At 63.2% G+C, this 17175-nt stretch carries 16 protein-coding genes; 7 read left to right on the top strand and 9 right to left on the bottom strand.

The window, feature by feature from the left end; translation table 11 throughout:
* Window positions 1-138: 138 nt before the first annotated feature.
* A complete protein-coding gene (odc2, locus tag AC0L3D_RS19195) occupies window positions 139-1272 on the bottom strand; it encodes an ornithine/lysine decarboxylase (protein ID WP_473645474.1) in 1134 nt (377 codons plus the stop codon).
* 544 nt (window positions 1273-1816) lie between these two features.
* Between odc2 and AC0L3D_RS19190 the strand changes: the two genes are divergently transcribed.
* The 4 genes from AC0L3D_RS19190 to AC0L3D_RS19175 all read left to right on the top strand — a co-directional run bounded on the left by AC0L3D_RS19190 (window position 1817) and on the right by AC0L3D_RS19175 (window position 5820).
* A complete protein-coding gene (locus AC0L3D_RS19190) occupies window positions 1817-3016 on the top strand; it encodes an amidase (RefSeq protein ID WP_473645472.1) in 1200 nt (399 codons plus the stop codon).
* 1 nt (window position 3017) lies between these two features.
* The gene (locus AC0L3D_RS19185) at window positions 3018-3917 is read left to right on the top strand and encodes a LysR family transcriptional regulator (RefSeq protein WP_473645470.1); all 900 of its coding nucleotides are present in this window, start codon (window positions 3018-3020) and stop codon (window positions 3915-3917) included.
* A gap of 84 nt (window positions 3918-4001) precedes the next feature.
* On the top strand, window positions 4002-4670 hold the full coding sequence (locus tag AC0L3D_RS19180; RefSeq protein ID WP_023798037.1) for a DUF1007 family protein: 669 nt from the start codon (window positions 4002-4004) through the stop codon (window positions 4668-4670).
* 58 nt (window positions 4671-4728) lie between these two features.
* The gene (locus tag AC0L3D_RS19175; RefSeq protein ID WP_473645489.1) at window positions 4729-5820 is read left to right on the top strand and encodes a nickel/cobalt transporter; all 1092 of its coding nucleotides are present in this window, start codon (window positions 4729-4731) and stop codon (window positions 5818-5820) included.
* A gap of 274 nt (window positions 5821-6094) precedes the next feature.
* Here AC0L3D_RS19175 and denD read toward each other — a convergent pair whose 3' ends face one another.
* From denD to AC0L3D_RS19155, 4 genes are all read right to left on the bottom strand, one after another.
* Window positions 6095-7072, bottom strand: coding sequence for a D-erythronate dehydrogenase (gene denD, locus AC0L3D_RS19170; RefSeq protein ID WP_473645468.1), 978 nt, complete (start codon window positions 7070-7072; stop codon window positions 6095-6097).
* Window position 7073: 1 nt separating this feature from the next.
* The gene (locus AC0L3D_RS19165) at window positions 7074-7280 is read right to left on the bottom strand and encodes a hypothetical protein (protein WP_027153224.1); all 207 of its coding nucleotides are present in this window, start codon (window positions 7278-7280) and stop codon (window positions 7074-7076) included.
* 62 nt (window positions 7281-7342) lie between these two features.
* On the bottom strand, window positions 7343-8320 hold the full coding sequence (locus tag AC0L3D_RS19160) for a cation diffusion facilitator family transporter (RefSeq protein ID WP_128173748.1): 978 nt from the start codon (window positions 8318-8320) through the stop codon (window positions 7343-7345).
* A gap of 186 nt (window positions 8321-8506) precedes the next feature.
* A complete protein-coding gene (locus tag AC0L3D_RS19155) occupies window positions 8507-9190 on the bottom strand; it encodes a GNAT family N-acetyltransferase (protein ID WP_287343792.1) in 684 nt (227 codons plus the stop codon).
* An 84-nt stretch (window positions 9191-9274) separates the two neighbouring features.
* Between AC0L3D_RS19155 and AC0L3D_RS19150 the strand changes: the two genes are divergently transcribed.
* Together AC0L3D_RS19150 and AC0L3D_RS19145 are read left to right on the top strand one after the other, a co-directional pair.
* Complete coding sequence (locus AC0L3D_RS19150) at window positions 9275-10459, top strand: pyridoxal phosphate-dependent aminotransferase (RefSeq protein ID WP_287343794.1); 1185 nt, start codon at window positions 9275-9277, stop codon at window positions 10457-10459.
* A gap of 33 nt (window positions 10460-10492) precedes the next feature.
* Window positions 10493-10873: a YciI family protein gene (locus AC0L3D_RS19145; RefSeq protein WP_287343796.1), complete on the top strand. Its 381-nt coding sequence runs from the start codon at window positions 10493-10495 to the stop codon at window positions 10871-10873.
* A 191-nt stretch (window positions 10874-11064) separates the two neighbouring features.
* Here the strand turns inward: AC0L3D_RS19145 and AC0L3D_RS19140 are convergent, their stop codons facing one another.
* The 3 genes from AC0L3D_RS19140 to trhO form a co-directional block, all read right to left on the bottom strand.
* Entirely contained in the window at window positions 11065-11820 is a 756-nt protein-coding gene (locus tag AC0L3D_RS19140; RefSeq protein WP_128173752.1) for an SDR family oxidoreductase, read from the bottom strand.
* 278 nt (window positions 11821-12098) lie between these two features.
* The gene (locus AC0L3D_RS19135) at window positions 12099-12851 is read right to left on the bottom strand and encodes a tellurite resistance TerB family protein (protein ID WP_023798047.1); all 753 of its coding nucleotides are present in this window, start codon (window positions 12849-12851) and stop codon (window positions 12099-12101) included.
* A gap of 246 nt (window positions 12852-13097) precedes the next feature.
* Window positions 13098-14021, bottom strand: coding sequence for an oxygen-dependent tRNA uridine(34) hydroxylase TrhO (gene trhO / locus AC0L3D_RS19130; protein WP_473645465.1), 924 nt, complete (start codon window positions 14019-14021; stop codon window positions 13098-13100).
* A gap of 191 nt (window positions 14022-14212) precedes the next feature.
* Between trhO and AC0L3D_RS19125 the strand changes: the two genes are divergently transcribed.
* On the top strand, window positions 14213-14851 hold the full coding sequence (locus AC0L3D_RS19125) for a 2-dehydro-3-deoxy-phosphogluconate aldolase (RefSeq protein ID WP_473645463.1): 639 nt from the start codon (window positions 14213-14215) through the stop codon (window positions 14849-14851).
* A 150-nt stretch (window positions 14852-15001) separates the two neighbouring features.
* Here AC0L3D_RS19125 and mepK read toward each other — a convergent pair whose 3' ends face one another.
* Complete coding sequence (gene mepK, locus AC0L3D_RS19120) at window positions 15002-16888, bottom strand: peptidoglycan L,D-endopeptidase MepK (RefSeq protein ID WP_473645462.1); 1887 nt, start codon at window positions 16886-16888, stop codon at window positions 15002-15004.
* Between the last annotated feature and the right edge of the window lie 287 nt (window positions 16889-17175).

Genomic DNA, 17175 nt, shown 5'->3' with positions numbered 1-17175 from the left:
CCGGCTCACAGCGCCATCAACGATGAAATCCACAATTTCCATTTCCGCGATCCTTCACGAGCGGATTGTTCCACAGGCGAACCGAAGCGGGCGATCTCGTCGCCCGCGCCGGATGATCTGACCGGCTCTTGCGAGCCGTCAGATCACGTAGGATCGGAGAGGCTCGAAGCCGTTGAAGGCGACCGAGGCGTAGGTCGTCGTGTAGGCGCCGGTGCCCTCGATCAGCACCTCGTCGCCGATGGTCAGCGACAGGGGCAGCGGATACGGCGTTTTCTCGTACATCACGTCGGCCGAATCGCAGGTCGGGCCGGCGAGCACGCACGGCGCGGTCTCGGTGCCGTCATGCGCGGTGACGATCAGGTAGCGGATCGCCTCGTCCATCGTCTCGGCGAGCCCGCCGAACTTGCCGATGTCGAGGAAGACCCAACGCACATTGTCGTTGTCGGCCTTCTTCGAGATCAGCACGACTTCCGACTTGATGACGCCGGCATTGCCGACCATGCCGCGGCCCGGTTCGATGATGGTCTCGGGAATCGCGTTGCCGAAATGCTTGCGCAGCGCCGAGAAGATCGCCTGGCCATAGGCCTGTGCCGCCGGCACGTCCCTGAGGTAACGGGTCGGGAAACCGCCGCCCATATTGACCATCTTGAGCACAATGCCTTCGTCAGCGAGCGTAGCGAACACCTTTTTGGCGTCGCCGAGCGCGCGGTCCCAGGCGGTCAGGTTGGTCTGCTGCGAGCCGACATGGAACGACACGCCATAGGCGTCCAGCCCGAGCGCCCTCGCATGGCGCAGCACGTCGACCGCCATCGCCGGCACGCAGCCGAACTTGCGCGACAGCGGCCATTCGGCGCCTTCGCCGTCGGTCAGCACGCGGCAGAACACACGGGCGCCGGGTGCAACGCGGGCGATCTTCTCGACCTCCTCGACGCAGTCCACCGCGAACAACCGGATGCCGAGTTGATAGGCGCGCTGGATGTCGCGCTCCTTCTTGATGGTGTTGCCGAAGGAGATGCGGTCCGCCGGCGCGCCGGCGTCCATCGCCATCTCGACTTCGGCAACGGAAGCGGTGTCGAAGGACGAGCCCATCGCAGCAAGCAGGCGCAGGATTTCCGGCGCCGGATTTGCTTTCACCGCATAGTAGATTTTCGAATCGGGAAGCGCCTTCTCGAAGGCGCGGAAATTGTCGCGCACGACATCGAGATCGACGACGAGGCAAGGGCCGTTCGGACGTCGGGTGGCGAGGAAGTCAAGGATGCGCTGGGTAGCCATCGGGGTCTCTCCATAGCGCCTTTCGGCGCGCACAAAGGCTGCGGGACACGGGTCATTGACCTCGCGAACACGCGGTGGACAAAGGCGGGACGTCAATCCATGGAACCAGCCGGTGGAGACCCCGGAACCATGAAGCGCCGTCTCGCGGCGGTGAACCTTGGCCTTGCCCGGCCTCGGTTCGCTTTGTCTGCCTTGGCTTGGATTGGGAGAACCCGTTCCGCACTGCCGGCAATGAAGGTGTGCCTCTTCAGTAACCCCGGTCTTTGGACGACCGGCAGAACACCAGAAAGGCCCGCACCGTCGTTGCTTCAAGGTGTCCTCGGTCTGGCGGTTGGCCGCTAAACCGACTGGAGGGGTTAGCTCCAGTTACCTTACCGAGATCCCTCACCATTTTGAGGATCGGCGGACACCCACAGGCACGTGCGACTTTGGGCAAGCGCGATATAAGGTCGATGGATTTCACAATCAATAAAAATCGTACGCCAGGTTGTAAAAATCCTGGCGTCGAACAATGTTGCAACAACTGTATCCGGATATCGAACGCATGGCAGGCACTCGCGGCCCTCTGAACGCTTTTCTCGACCTCGATGGTATACCTATATCCAATGCGCAGTCCGGCCCGCTTGCCGGCCTGCGGCTGGCCGTCAAGGATATTTACGACGTCGCCGGTTACCGCACCGGCTGCGGCAATCCGCAAAAATACCAGCAGGCTTCACCCGCCTCGGCGACGGCGCCGGCCGTCCAGGCGCTGCTTGATTCGGGCGCGTGCTTCGTCGGCAAGACGCAGACCGACGAACTGGCCTTCTCGCTGATGGGGCTGAACGCGCATTTCCCGTCGCCGGTCAATCCGGCAGCACCTGATCGCGTCACCGGCGGCTCGTCTTCCGGTTCCGCCGCCGCGGTCGCCGGCGGGCTGGCCGACATCGCCGCCGGATCCGATACCGGCGGCTCGATTCGCGCTCCGGCAAGCTTTTGTGGGCTGATCGGCCTGAGGACCACGCATGGCCGCATCTCGCTCGAAGGCGCCATGCCGCTGGCCCCTTCACTTGATACGTTCGGCTGGTTCGCCAGGAACATGGTCACCTACGAAAAGGTCGGCGCGGTGCTGCTCGGCGACGATCTGCACAACCAAGAATTGCAGCGCCCCCTCGCGCTGGATGCGCTGGACGGGCTCGTGCTCGGCCCGCAGGAAGCCGACGAGTATCGCGCCATGGTCCGCGCTGTCGCATCGGTGTTGGGCGCACCGCGCACCGTTGCCCCGCTGTCGCATTCCACCGACGATCTCTATTGGTGCTTCCGCAAACTGCAGGGGTACGAGGCCTGGCAAAATCATGGTGCCTGGATCGCCGGCAGCGATCGGATGCTCGGCCCCGGCGTCAAGGAGCGCTTCGAGCATGGCGCAACCATCGACGCGGCAACCGCACAATTTGAAACGGAACGTCGCGTTTCGTTTCGTCGCGAACTTGCCGACCTGCTTGGCGAAGACGGTGTTCTTGTGCTGCCGACCGCTCCGGGTGCCGCCCCGCTCAAGGCCGCCTCATTCGACGATTTGCAGACCTATCGGGAACGCGCGCTGAGACTGTTGTGTCTTTCCGGCCTGTCCGGCTTTCCGCAGATCACCCTGCCGCTGGGCCCGGTTGACGGCGCCCCGTTCGCCCTCTCGCTGCTCGGACCGAAAAACAGCGACCGGCAGCTGATGGCGCTTGCCGCGCGCATCCTTTCAGCCCACCAGAGGAGCGCATGACATGGATACGCTGACCCGCATGCGCGCCTTCATCGACGTTGTCGAGGCCGAAGGATTTTCGGCAGCGGCGCGCAAGATCGGCCGCTCCAAGGCGCTGCTGTCGAAATATGTGCGCGAGTTGGAGGACGAGCTCGGCGCGCTGCTGCTCAACCGCACCACCCGGCAGTTCTCGCTGACCGAGGCGGGCCACACCTATTACCGCCGCGCCTCGGAAATCGTCCGCGAGGTCGACAGCCTGGCCGATGCGGTGCGCGAATCCTCTGGCGACGTGCGCGGCAGGATCAAGCTGTCGGCGCCGCGCACCTTTGCCGACGCGCCGATCGGCCTATCGCTGATCGACTTCGCCAAGCAGCATCCCGACATCGTGCTCGACATTCATCTCGATGACCGCTTCGTCGATCTGGTCGAGGAAGGCTTCGATCTCGCCGTGCGCATTTCGCGGCTGGAAAGCTCCTCGCTGATCGCCAGGCGCCTGGCGCCGTTCTCGGTGCGGCTGTGCGCATCTCCCGAGCTGATCGCCAGGCACGGCATGCCGACGCGGCCGCAGGACCTTGGCCGCTTGCCCTGCATCATCGACACCAATGGCCGCTGGCTGACCAACTGGCCGTTCAAGGGCGACAGCGGCGACACGGTGACTGTTTCGGTCTCCGGTCCGATCGAGGTCAACAGTCCGATGGCGGCAAGAGCCGCCGCCGTGGCGGGATTGGGATTTTCAGTCCTGCCGGATTTCATCGCAGCGCCCGACATCGAAAGTGGCCGGCTGGTGACCGCGCTGGATGACCGCATCCTGCCGGGTGGCGGCATTTTCGCCGTCTATCCGCACCGCCGCTATTTGCCTGCGAAAGTTCGCGTCTTTGTCGATTTCCTGGTGCAGTGGTTCAAGACGATTGACAATGCATGAGCTTTTGGGCGCCCGGGGTCCCATTTTCGCCCGCTTTCTGGTAACTCTCGACAGTCACCGAAGTCGATGGAATCACCACCCAGAATGAACCTGAAGCGGCAAGCAATCATGATGGCTTCGGCCATGGCGGCGACTTTTGCCACGGTCGGGCCAGCCGACGTGCATCCCCACGTCTTCGCCGAGGCTCGCCTCGAAGTGATCCTCAGCCCGGATCACCAAAGCGTGAAGGCCTTGCGTCATGTCTGGCGCTTCGACGATTTGTTTTCGAGCACGGTGATGATGGAGTTCGACAAGAATTCCGACCTGAAGCTCGACGACAAGGAGCTGAAGGAAGTCGCCGACACCGTCCATGCTTCGCTGGCGGAGTTCAATTACTTCCAGCTCGTCACCGTCGACGGCAAGGATGAGGCGATGAGCCCGCCGCCGCAGCTGATGGCGAATTTCGACAACGACCAGCTCATTATCCTGTTCGAATCCGAACCCAAGGCGCCAACCAGGCTGGCCGGCAAGATCGATATCGGCGTCTATGACCCGACGTTCTACACGGCGATCGATTTCACCGAGGATGCCAATATGCAGGTCGCCGACTTGCCGTCGACATGCACGAGCAAGGTCGTTCGTCCGAACCCCGACGAGGCGATCGCCGCGAACCAGAAGAACCTGACGGACGCCTTCTTCAATGATCCGACAGGCACCGATATGAGCAAGATATTTGCGACCAAGCTTGAACTGAACTGTCAGCCAAAAGGATAATCCGGTGACGAAACCGTCCCTGCGTTTGGCTTTTGGCCTTTTGGCCGCCGCCCTTGTCATGACGCACGTCCTCGGCTCAGCCCACGCCCAGAGCTCGCTCGGCATCGGCACCAATGACGGGATGGCTCCCACCACCGGCCCGTTCGCCCAAATCCTGATGTGGATCAATCTGCGTCAGCAGGAATTCTACCGCGCGCTTGCCGGTGCGATGAAGGCGATGCGTGAGGACGGCAGCAAGCTGTGGCTGCTTATCGGCCTGTCCTTCGCCTACGGTATTTTCCATGCCGCCGGCCCCGGTCACGGTAAGGCGGTGATCTCGTCCTACATGGTCGCGAACGAAGTCGCGCTCAGGCGCGGCATCATGCTGTCCTTCGTCTCGGCCCTGTTGCAGGCGGTGACGGCGATCCTGGTGATGATGCTCGCCTATTTCGTCCTGCGCGGCACCACCATATCGATGACCGACGCGGCATGGTTCCTCGAAGTCACGAGTTTTGTCTTTGTCACCCTGTTCGGCGCCTGGCTTTTGTGGCGCAAGGCCGGCCCTGCCATCCTTCGTCTGTTCGGTGCGAACCCTGTCTATAGCCTTTCGGCGGCCCATGCCGGCCATTCGCAAACAGGCCATCCTGCACATGCGCATTCGGTGCATGCGCTTCACGCACATGGCCATGACGGCCACGATAACCATGATAGCCATGATAGCCATGATCATGGCGCACACGACCGTCGCCATGACCATGGCGGGCACCATCACCATGCGGCGGGCGATGTCTGCGAGACGTGCGGACATTCACACGCGCCCGACCCGGCGCTGCTTTCCGGCGACCGCTTCGACTGGCGCACTGCCTGGTCTGCGGTGGCCGCGGTCGGTATCCGGCCGTGCTCGGGCGCGCTGATCGTGCTGAGCTTTGCCATGCTCAACGGGCTGTGGTTCGGCGGCATCCTGTCGGTGCTGGCGATGGCACTCGGCACCGCGATCACCGTCTCGATCCTGGCGACGCTGGCGGTGACGGCCAAGAACTGGGCGGTGTATTTCGCTGGCGACGGCCGCATGGGCAACCGCATCCATTCAATCGTCGAGATCGGCGGCGCCGCCTTCGTCTTTTTGTTCGGGTTGCTGTTGTTGTCGGCGAGCCTGACGGCTGGTGGATAGCGCCTCGATCAGACGCGCGGCCTCAAGACTGACCCAGGAATTGTCGACCCTTGGCGCCGCCCCTCATCGCCCTGCCGGGCACTTCTCCCCGTATAGTGACGGGGAGAAGGGGCTGATCGCAACGCCGGCGCTACTTTTGCAGCGCTGGTGATTGGCAAAACCGTCGATGAGAGCGCCCCTCGCCCCGTTTACGGGGAGAGGATGCCGGCGGGCAGGTGAGGGGCAGCGCCGAGATCGGCACGTTGTGTGTTACCGCTGGCCCGAATATCGACACCTAACCCGCGATCTTCCCGTCCAACTCGTCCTCGATATGCGCGCGGATGATGTCGTCGAAGCTGGTTTCGGCGGCAAAGCCAAGCTCCCTCGACCGCCGCGCCTCGAACCGTGTCGGCCAGCCCTTGACGATCGCCCAGATCGTATCGTCGGGCTCCTCGCGGATCAGTTTCACCGCCTTGGCGCCGCCCATGCGTTCCAGGGCCTCGATCTGCTCGCCGACCGTGACGGCGACGCCGGGCATCGTCAAATTGCGGCGCGGCCCTACGGCGCTGCCGTCGATCCCTGCTGCGTGGATCAAAAAATTCACCGCCGAGCGCGGGCTGGCGTGGGTGTGCACGACAGAGCGCGGCACCGGCAATATCGCCTCATGGCCGCTCAACGGCTCGCGGATGATGCCGGAGAAGAAGCCTGACGCGGCCTTGTTGGGCTTGCCCGGCCTGACGCAGATGGTCGGCAGCCTGATGCCGATGCCGTCGAAGAAGCCGCGCCGCGTATAATCGGCGAGCAGCGCTTCTCCCATCAGCTTCTGCGTGCCGTAGGAGGTCAACGGCGTCGGGTGGAATTCGTCTGATATAATGTCCGGAAACGGTGCGCCGAACACGGCGATCGACGAGGTGAAGACGACGCGCGGCGCAAACCCCGCCAGCCTTATGGCATCGAACAGCGCCCTTGTGCCGTCGAGATTGACGCGATAGCCGAGATCGAAATTGGCTTCAGCCTCGCCCGACACGACGCCGGCGAGATGGAAGATCACGTCTGGGCGCGACGCGACCAGCCGTTCCATCGCGCTCGCCCCGGCGAGATCGCCTGTATGGATGGTGACGTCGACGCCATCCAGCGTCGGCGCCTGCGGCGGCACGATGTCGTGAAGGTCGAGCGCGGCGATCTTCCGGCCGCTGAGCGTTCCATCCTTCGCCAGCCGGGCGATGAGCTTGCGGCCGACCATGCCTGCCGCGCCGGTAATCAAAACACGCATATCAATGATCCTTTTTGCGCTGACTGCGGCCACGCAGCCAAAACACGACGAAAATGGCCACCATGAAGACAGCCGCAATAATGGCGGCAAGAATGGTCGAGACGCGGCCGACCGCCAGCATCACGGTTGGCAAATAGTAGGCGGCGATGCCGAACAGCAGCAGCACCCAGAGTGCGCCGATCGCCGCATTGCGCGTGTCGCGATCCATTACGCGGCCCGGACACGGCGGGGATTCGTCAACTTCGTTACCATGCCATGGAACTCCTGGGATCAGTGATAGTGGCGATGATGCGGAGCCGCATCATGCGCATGGTCGTGCTCGCCATCATGCTTATCATCGGCGCAATGGCCGAATTCCGGTTCTACGGTGGCGTGGGCAATGCCATGCGCGGCAAGCCGCTTCTTGATGGCGCTGACCGCTTTGTGGGCATCGACGCCATCGTTGAGGCAAGCATGCAAGGTCGCCATGTTGCTTGACCCGTCAAGCGACCAGACATGCATGTGATGCACCTCGCGCACGCCGTTCACCGTCCGCTCTATGTCCCTGGCGATCAGGTCGCGATCGAGGCTCGCCGGCACGCCTTCGAGCAGGACATGGGCTGCTTCGCGCATCAGCGACCAGGCGGTGGACAGGATCAGCAGCGAGACAAGGACGGACAGGATCGGATCGATTGGCGTCCAGCCCGTTGCCAGGATGATCAGCGCAGCTAAGATCGCCGCCGCCGAGCCAAGCAGATCGCCGAGCACGTGCAGGATGGCGCCGCGCATGTTCAGGCTGTCGCGGTCGCCGCCATGCAGCACGAAGAGGCAGCCGATATTGACCAGCAGGCCGGCGATCGCAACGACCAGCATCGGCCCGCCGAGCACGGGCGCAGGCGTCAGCAGGCGTTCCCAGGCCTCATAGATGATCCACAGCGCAATGGCGAAGATGGCGATGCCGTTGGTATAGGCGACCAGCGTCTTGACCCGGCCGAAACCGTAGGTGAGGCGAACCGTGGCCGGCCGGCCGGCCAGATGAAAAGCATACCAGGCAAGCCCGAGCGCGATACAGTCGGCGAGCATGTGGCCGGCATCCGCCAGCAGCGCCAGCGATCCCGTCAAGAGACCGCCAAGCGCTTCTACGATCATGAAGCCGGCGGTCAGGCAGGCGGCGATCAGCACGCGTTTCTTGTCGGTCGAGCCGTGCACATGACCGGCGCCGTGGCTGCGGTCATGCCCTTGCGAACCATGGTCGTGGGTATGCGCCACCTGCGAACTCCTGTCAGAACTGATCCATCCCGGCAGAATCCGGACGGAGGCTCTGTGTTCTTGTTTGACCATGATCTTTGCCCGAAAACCGGCTTCCACTTTTCGGGATCATGGTCCTTCTGGTTTGACCACGATCTTGCCCGAAAACTCGCCTTCACTTTTCGGGATCGTGGTCCTGGGTCATGGTCAGGCGCCGAACTCGGCGCGGAAATCCTCGAGCCGTCGCTTCTGCCGGCCGTCGCCGTCGAAATTGCCCGGATCGAGCCATGCCTCATAGGCTCTACGCAGTGCCGGCCACTCCTTGTCGATGATCGAGTACCACGCGGTATCGCGGTTTTCGCCCTTGACCACAAGATGCTGCCGGAAAATGCCCTCGAACTTGAAGCCGAAACGCTCCGCCGCGCGCTTCGACGGCTCGTTGCGGTTGTTGCATTTCCATTCGTAGCGGCGATAGCCAAGCTCGAAGATGTATTTCATGAACAGGAATTGCGCTTCCGTCGCCGCCGGCTTGCGCGAGATCAGCGGACCCCAATAGATGTTGCCGATCTCGATCACGCCATAGGCAGGGTCGATGCGCATCAGCGTCTGGCGTCCGGCGACCTTGCCGCTGGCCTTGTCGATGACGGTGAAGAACAGCGGGTCCTCGCTGGCTTCGGCCTTGTCCAGCCACGGCTGGAAGGCGCCGCGGGTCTGCGGCGGATAATCGGGCAGCCAAGCGAAGCGGCCGTCGACATCAGGCACCGACGACGCCTCGAACAGGCCGTCGCCATGGTTTTCGGAACTCAGCGGCTCAAGCCTGACAGTGCGCCCCTCCAGCACCTTGCGCTCCGGCCGCGGGCGCGGTTGCCAATTCTTGAGATTTTCCGACACCCAAAGCTCCAATCCGTTTGACTTTTGCGAAAGGACGCTCACAAAAAACGCTCGCTCGGTGAAAGAACCACAGGGACGGGAAAAATGCTCCACACGATTTCGGCCTTCGATCGTCTCGGCGAGGAAAACGCCTTTGCGGTGCTGGCTCGTGCCACCGCGCTCGCCCATCAGGGCCGCGATATCGTCAATCTCGGCATCGGCCAGCCGGACTTCAAGACGCCGCAGCACATCGTCGAGGCCGCGATCAAGGCGCTGCGTGACGGCCACCACGGCTATACGCCGGCCAACGGCCTGCTGGCGACACGCGAGGCGGTGGTGCGCCGCACGCTGACCACAACCGGCGTCGAGGTGTCGCCCGAGGCGGTGATGATCCTGCCCGGCGGCAAGCCGACCATGTTCGCCGCTATCCTGATGTTCGGCGAACCGGGCGCCGAGATCCTCTATCCCGATCCCGGCTTTCCCATCTATCGCTCGATGATCGAGTTCACCGGTGCTGCTCCGGTTCCGGTGCCGATGCGCGAGGAGAACGGCTTTGCCTTCTCGGCGCAGGAGACGCTGGCGCTGATCACGCCGAAGACCAGGTTGCTCATCCTCAACTCGCCGGCCAACCCGACCGGCGGGGTCACCCCGCGCGCCGAGATCGAGAAGCTGGTCAAGGGGCTGGAAGCGCACCCGGACGTCGCCATCCTCTCCGACGAGATCTACGACGTGATGACCTATGACGGCGAGACGCACTTCTCGCTGCTCAATTTCCCCGAAATCCGCGACCGACTGATCGTGCTCAACGGCTGGTCGAAGACCTGGGCGATGACCGGCTGGCGCATGGGCTGGTCGATCTGGCCGAACGGCGACAAGGGCGCCCACCTCTACGACAAGCTGCGCAAGCTGGCGGTCAATTGCTGGTCCTGCGTCAATGCGCCGAGCCAGTATGCCGGCATCGCGGCCATCGACGGTCCGCAGGACGACGTCGACAAGATGATGCGCGCCTTCGACCGCCGCAGGAAGGTCGTGGTCGAAGGGCTGAACGCTTTGCCGGGCGTATCCTGCATCACGCCGAAAGGCGCTTTCTATGCCTTCCCTAATGTCTCAAAAACTGGTTGGAAGGCCAAGAAACTCGCCTCGGCTTTGCTTGAGGATGCCGGCGTGGCGCTGATCGGCGGACCTGATTTCGGCGTTCTCGGTGAAGGCTATATCAGGCTGTCCTACGCCAATTCCGAAGAGAACATCCTGCGCGCGCTGGAACGAATCAAGGCGTTTCTGGGCAAGTGAGGGCGGTACGCGACCGACGAAAGGAGATGTCAGATGTTCTATGCCATCCTCGCCTATCACGTGGAAGAAGTGATCACGGCGCTGACGCCGGAGGAGGACGCGGCGCTGATGGCCGACCTGCTCCAGACCCACGAACGGCTTTACCGGGATGGCAGCCTCGGCCCGGCGGCGCGGCTCGGGGCGACCCAAGACGCGTGCACCTTACGCGGGTCGGGCGCCGGAATGGTCATTGACGGACCCTTCGCCGAGACCAAGGAGCAATTGTTGGGACTATACGTCGTCGACTGCGCCACACGCGACGCCGCGATCGCGATTGCGCGCGACTTTCGCCGTGTCAATCCGACCGCCGTCTACGAAATCCGCCCTATTTCGCTATATCTTCCAGGCGTGCCGCTTTCGGTGACGCAGTCCTAAAGCGCATCGCGTTTGAAGGATGCGACGCGCTTTAGTTCTTGTTTTATGCATGTCGTTATCGCAAAATCGCTGCGCACTTTTGCGCGACATGCATTAGCCAAAATTGAACGCCGTCCGGCCGGGTCCCCCGGCGTTCGCCGGCCTTTCATCGTGCCAGTGGCACGATGAATTCGCTTACGCGAACCGGCCGCTCACCCTCGCCCGACATACGGCATCTTCGTCGCCATCACGGTCATGAACAGCACATTGGCGTCGAGCGGCAGGCTGGCCATATGGACGACGGCATTGGCGACCTGCTGGACATCCATCACCGCTTCGGCGGCGATGGAGCCATTGGCTTGCGGTACTCCGACCGTCATCGCCTGCGCCATGTCGGTCAAGGCGTTGCCGATGTCGATCTGGCCGCAGGCGATGTCATAAGGCCGGCCGTCCAGCGCCAGCGTCTTGGTCAGCCCGGTAATGGCGTGCTTGGTCGCGGTATAGGGCACTGAGCCCGGACGCGGCGCGTAGGCAGACACCGAGCCGTTGTTGATGATGCGGCCGCCCATCGGCTGCTGCCTGCGCATGGCGCCGAAGGCGGCGCGGGCGCACAGGAACGAGCCGGTGAGATTGACCCCGACAATTTCGTTCCACACCTCGACGGGGATCTCGTCGATCAATGTCGACTTGTAGCCCGTGCCGGCATTGTTGAAGAGCAGGTCGACACGACCGAAAGCCGCCGCCACCGTCTCGAACAGATCGTCGACCTGGTCGGCCTTGCTGATGTCGCAGGCGACCGCCAGCGCCTTGGCTTGTGTCGATCCGGCATCAGCGATTGCCTTGTTCAGCACCGGCTTGCGGCGTCCGCAGAACACCGTATTCCAGCCGGCCCTGAGCAGCGCCGTGGCGACGGCTTTGCCGATGCCCGTGCCGGCGCCAGTGACGATGGCTGTTTTGTAGTCTGTCATAACTGTCCTCCAATAGCGCCGCATGCCCGCAAGGACGCTATAGCACCATGATTTTGAGCAATTTTGAATTTGCGCATGATCGCTTCCAAAAATCGATTCCGATTTCGGCTCATGCGCTAACCGGCTGCGACAAAAAGGGCGGCCATTGGCGGCCGCCCTGATCTGAACCGGCTGGGAGGAGGAAAGCCGATCCGACTGCTTAAAATCATGCGCTTCCTGGGTAAACGAGACATTAACGCGAAAGGACGCCGGATTCCCGCTCTCCGCGGCCCTGAAGTCTACCAGCGCGAATTGGCGGTTGCCTTGCCCGATCCCGGCACCTCTGGCGCCGGCACTTTTGCCGCCGACACCGTCGCCTCGACATGGTCGAGCAGTGCATCGGGCAAGCTGAGGCGGCCGGCGAGCAGATCGAGATAGCCGCGTTCGGCACGTGTATTCGGATCGATGGCGAGGCGCGAGGCGGTGTAGAGCTCGAGCTTCTGGGCGTCGGTTTGGGCGCCGGCGACCAGCGTATCCAGGTCGAGCGGCCTTTCCAGTTCCGACAACAGGAATTTCTCCGCGTCGGAGTCGATGCCCGCGAGACTGAGCTTGCCGGCGATCTTTTGCCGTTCGTCGTCATCGATATGGCCGTCGGCCTTCGCCGCCGAAATCATCGCGCGCACCAGCGTCAGCGTGAATTCGTCCTCGCCTTGCGGCGCTTGCGAGGGATGAAAGCTGGTGTCGGCGGGCGGCGGCAGCAATTCCGGTTCACCGGCAACTTGCGTTTCAGCCGGCGCCTTGCCGTTCTTGTAGTTCTGGTAGGCCTTGTAGGCGAGGCCGCCGACGACGGCCAGGCCGCCGAGCTTCACCGCCGTGCCGGCGACCTGACGGCCGGCGCCGGTTCCGAGCAGCACCGCGGCCAGCGCGCCGGCGGCCAGCGGATTGTCCTTGGCCATTTGCACCGCCTGGCCCCCTTTGTCGCGCACGGTCGATCCGGTTCCAGGAATTTGCGAGCCGAGCAGATCGTTGAGGAGCTTCTTGGGATCGAACATCAGTGCCTCCAGAATTGGCCGGCCGAAAGCGCCGGGCAGGTTTTCGGACGTTGAACAGGTAGGCCCCGCATATGGACATTACAATGACGGATGGGCGCTTTGCCGGCGACGGCACAAACGAGATGATGTCAGGATCTGCCTTGTCCAATGCGTTGGCCGAAAATCGGAATCGATTTTCGGAAAGCACGATTTATGGATTCAAAGTGTTAGAGCGCATTTTGTGCGTCCAAGCCGACGCACGTCGCTTTAACGTCCAATGTGCGGAGCCCTGCCTTGCGCTTCTGCAAGCTCGACTTGGCGTTGACGCTCGGCGTAGCGGGCGCGATCCTCGTCGGAACGGGCATCGTAGCAATGCGGGCATGAGATGCCGGCGGCGTATGTCGACGACAGCAGGTCCTGCCCGGTCAGCGGATGCCGGCAGGCGCGGCAAAGTTCGGCCTCACCCTCGACCAAGCCGTGCGACACCGAGACGCGTTCGTCGAAGACGAAGCACTCGCCCTGCCAGAGGCTTTGCTCGGCGGGCACCTCTTCGAGATATTTCAGGATACCGCCTTTGAGATGGAACACATCCTCGAAGCCGAGCGACTTCACATAGGCCGTTGCCTTCTCGCAGCGTATGCCGCCGGTGCAGAAAATGGCCACCTTGCGGCCGACGAGTTCGGCCCGATGCTGCTCGACCCAGGCCGGGAATTCGCGAAAGCTCGTTGTCTCGGGGTCGACCGCTCCCTTGAACGTGCCGATCGATACCTCGTAGGCGTTGCGCGTGTCGATGACGATCGTGTCCACATCCGATATCAGCGCGTTCCAGTCGGCCGGGGCGACGTAGGTGCCGGCGCTTGCCGCCGGATCGAGATCCCCAACACCCATGGTGACGATCTCGCGCTTCAGCCGCACCTTCATGCGGTGAAACGGCATCTGCGCGGCGCTGCTGTACTTGACCTCGAGACCGGCTAGACCTTCGATGGATTCGAGATGATCGATGAGCGCGGCAATGTCAGCTTCGCTGCCGGCGACCGTGCCGTTGATGCCCTCATGCGCCAGCAGCAGCGTGCCCTTGATACCGCGTCCGCAGCAAAAGGCGGCGAGCGGCGCGCGCAACGCCTCAAAGTCGTCGAGCCGGGCAAACCTGTAGAGCGCGGCAACGCGCAGGGGTTGATTGGGCAGTGTCATCGCCGAAGCCACTAAACGCTCATGAAAGCCGATTCAAGGCCGGCGCGCGGAGCAGCCTCTCCTTGGTGGCCTTGACGGCCGGTCTGACGGACTTGCCGGCAGCGCGTGACATCGCGACACGCTTCGCTTCGTGGACAGAAAACCGGCCTTCTGCTAACCGATTGTACGGATCAATACCGGAGAGACGACAAATGCCCAGCAAGACCGAAAAGCTCCTGTCGCTCCTCAACGGCCAACCGGTTATCCCGGTGCTGAAGATCGCCAATCTCGCCGATGCCGTGCCGCTGGCGCGCGCGCGGGCGCGCGGCGGCCTGCCGGCGATCGAGATCACGCTGCGGACCGCTGATGCGCTCAAGGCGATCCGGCTCGTGGCAAGCGAGGTCGAGGACGCCATCGTCGGCGCCGGCACCATTCTGGACGCCCGCCAGTTCGACGAGGCCGCGGCAGCCGGATCGAAGTTCATCGTCAGCCCCGGCATCACCCGCGAGCTTCTGGCGGCGGCGAAGGACAGCGACGTTCCGTTGCTGCCCGGCGCCATCACGCCCGGTGAGATCATGGCCGCCCGCGAGGCAGGCCTGCGCTTCCTGAAATTCTTCCCGGCAGAACAGTCGGGCGGCATCGCCTCGCTCAAGGCATTCGCCTCGCCGCTCGCCGATGTCCAATTCTGCCCGACCGGCGGCATCACCGACAAGAACGCCAGCGACTATCTGAGCCTGCCCAACGTCATCTGCGTCGGCGGCTCCTGGGTGGCGCCGGACGATTTGGTCAAGGCCGGCAAATGGGACGAAATCGAAGCCCTGGCGCACGCCGCGAGCAAGCTCGGGCGATAGAGACACTCTCACCACAAGCGGACCGCCGCATGCCGCGCAAAAGCATGCCTCGGGCCTGACCCGAGGGCATGCAGCGGTTTTGCGATAACGACATGCATAAAAAAGCCGCGCAGGTTACCGGCGCGGCTTTTTTGTTGGTTGGTCGATCCGCTACTCGGTCCTGAAGCGGGCGACCGACAGGAACTTGACGGCATTGCCAGTGAACCGGTTGGCGTCGGCCAACTGATCGTCCGCCTGGAAGCCCACGGTATAGACTTCGGTTGGGGGCGTGTGCACGATATTGTAGGCGTAGCGCTGCGCCGTCGTCGCGCTGGAGACGGTGGCGACATTCTCGCCGCTGTTCAACGCCCAGCGCGCCGCCGTCGGCTCGGCGGCGACTACCACGGACTTGGGACCAGGCTTCAGGTCACGGGCGGTTGCCCTGGCTGCCTTGCGGGTGGTCTTCACACCCGTGCCGATCGCCGCGGCCGGATCGGAGCCAGCCGGGCGGGCAAAGACAGCCTCACGCGGCGATGCGGCATTGCCCTCCACCAACTCACCGAGGACCGCGCTTGGCTGGGAGAGCGAAGCGACCTGGTATTCGTCGGTTGCGCTGACCCGTTCGAGGACGGCTTTGACCGCGTCAGACTGGACTGCCGCAGACTGGACCTGGTCAGGCTGGGCCAATTCGGGCTGGGCCAGATCGGGCCGAGCCGACGGCAGCACCGAGAACACATCGGTAGCGGTCTTGCCGTGCCCGGCGGTATCCGCCAGCGCCAGAAGCACAGCCTTGTCCTGCGGCGCAAGGTCGGCCGCTGCAAGGTCGGCCGGCAACGAGTGATTGGGGCGCCAGGTCGGCAACGGAATGTTGTTGGCGGCAACCTGCGCCGCATCGGCGACAACGGACGGTTCGGCCATGCCGAAGGGAGCGTTCGCCGGCGCTTGCGCGGTCGTCACCGCCTGTTCGGTGGTGGCGGTGGCATCCGCCACGCCGAACGGAACGTTTTCGGGCGGCTGAGCGACATCGGCCTTCGGACGCGGGGCGAAATCGGGCAGCGGCACGCTGCGCGCCGGCAGCGCCGCGATGATCGTTTCCGGCGTGTCCTCCTCCGGTTCCGGAGCAGGCGCATCGGCGATTTGCGGAATCTCGGCGCGTTTCGCATCCTCAGGCGACACGATGGCAATGCCCGGAAGCTTGCTGTTCCTGGCGGACGGCGCCGGCTTGGCGTTCGCCAGCTTCACGCTCGCCGCCTTCACATTGGTTGACTTCGGCGTTGGCGCGGCCACCACATCGGCGCTGTCATCGGCCTCGTCTTCACCGCCGCCGAAGAAAGCCGCCAGCAGACCGCCGGATCTTTTGACACCGCCACCTGCGCTGGCCATTTCGATGGCGGGAGCGCCGGCGCCCTTGCGCGCCTTGTACGAGGCGAGCGCCTGTGAATAGCCGGGCAGCGGCTTGCCGTCGCTCGGCACATGCAGTGTCTTGCCGTTGGGGAACACGCGCGCCAGTTCTTGGCGGCTGATACCAGGCCAGTGCCGCACATTGCCGACATCCATGTGGACAAAGGGCGAGCCGGACCTCGGATAATAACCGACGCCGCCACCCTGCATCCGCAGACCGATGTCGCGCAGTTTCTTCAGCGGCACGCCGGGAATGTAGAAGTCCATGGCCTTGCCGAGCGTATGCTGGCTTTTCTTGGCAACGCCCCTGCTGCGGCTGCGCAGCATCGAGTTCGTCGACGACGAGCGATAACCGCACACGACCTGGATATAGTCGCGGGCGCCGCTCTGCCGGTAAGCCTCCCAGACCAGGTCGAGCAGGCGCGGATCCATCTTGGTCGGCTCGTTGCGGCGCCAGTCGCGCAGGATGACGTTGATCTTTTTCAGACCCGCCTGATCGTAGCGGCCGCCGCGCTTGAAGACGATCTCCGCCTTCTCTTTGGTGTGCAGGTTGTAGAGTTTCAGCGAACGTGTCTGGGCGCTGGCGCCGGTCGCAGCCGCTGTAAGGAAGCCAAAGGCGAGAATCACCGCTGCCAGCCATCTCGGCCAGGCGCTCATGTGATAGTGCCGCCCGTTTGTGTGTCGTTCGACTTTGTTCAAATCAAAAGGCCTTGCAGGCTGCCGTTTGTCCCCGGATTTGACCAACGGATGCGGTGGTGTTCACATCCGAATATCGATCCTAATGGTTAATCATCGCTTATTGAAGCCGAAATGCGGTAACACCGTGGCGATATCCCGTCAAAAATATTGCACGGGGTTTCTTGGTAAACTGCTGGTTTAGATCATGTTTCTGGCTTTGCCTGAACACGATCTGTTACCAGACGCCTCAATGCGTGAATACTGCC

This window comes from Mesorhizobium sp. WSM4837 (genome assembly GCF_055811435.1).
The sequence above is the reverse complement of the archived record's forward strand: the minus strand, read 5'-3'. Positions and strand labels throughout refer to the sequence as shown.

Coding starts and splice junctions, on each gene's coding strand:
- odc2 (WP_473645474.1), bottom strand. CDS start 1,272: ATGGCTACCCAGCGCATCCTTGACTTCCTCGCCACCCGACGTCCGAAC.
- AC0L3D_RS19190 (WP_473645472.1), top strand. CDS start 1,817: ATGGCAGGCACTCGCGGCCCTCTGAACGCTTTTCTCGACCTCGATGGT.
- AC0L3D_RS19185 (WP_473645470.1), top strand. CDS start 3,018: ATGGATACGCTGACCCGCATGCGCGCCTTCATCGACGTTGTCGAGGCC.
- AC0L3D_RS19180 (WP_023798037.1), top strand. CDS start 4,002: ATGAACCTGAAGCGGCAAGCAATCATGATGGCTTCGGCCATGGCGGCG.
- AC0L3D_RS19175 (WP_473645489.1), top strand. CDS start 4,729: ATGACGCACGTCCTCGGCTCAGCCCACGCCCAGAGCTCGCTCGGCATC.
- denD (WP_473645468.1), bottom strand. CDS start 7,072: ATGCGTGTTTTGATTACCGGCGCGGCAGGCATGGTCGGCCGCAAGCTC.
- AC0L3D_RS19165 (WP_027153224.1), bottom strand. CDS start 7,280: ATGGATCGCGACACGCGCAATGCGGCGATCGGCGCACTCTGGGTGCTG.
- AC0L3D_RS19150 (WP_287343794.1), top strand. CDS start 9,275: ATGCTCCACACGATTTCGGCCTTCGATCGTCTCGGCGAGGAAAACGCC.
- AC0L3D_RS19145 (WP_287343796.1), top strand. CDS start 10,493: ATGTTCTATGCCATCCTCGCCTATCACGTGGAAGAAGTGATCACGGCG.
- AC0L3D_RS19140 (WP_128173752.1), bottom strand. CDS start 11,820: ATGACAGACTACAAAACAGCCATCGTCACTGGCGCCGGCACGGGCATC.
- AC0L3D_RS19135 (WP_023798047.1), bottom strand. CDS start 12,851: ATGTTCGATCCCAAGAAGCTCCTCAACGATCTGCTCGGCTCGCAAATT.
- trhO (WP_473645465.1), bottom strand. CDS start 14,021: ATGACACTGCCCAATCAACCCCTGCGCGTTGCCGCGCTCTACAGGTTT.
- AC0L3D_RS19125 (WP_473645463.1), top strand. CDS start 14,213: ATGCCCAGCAAGACCGAAAAGCTCCTGTCGCTCCTCAACGGCCAACCG.
- mepK (WP_473645462.1), bottom strand. CDS start 16,888: ATGAGCGCCTGGCCGAGATGGCTGGCAGCGGTGATTCTCGCCTTTGGC.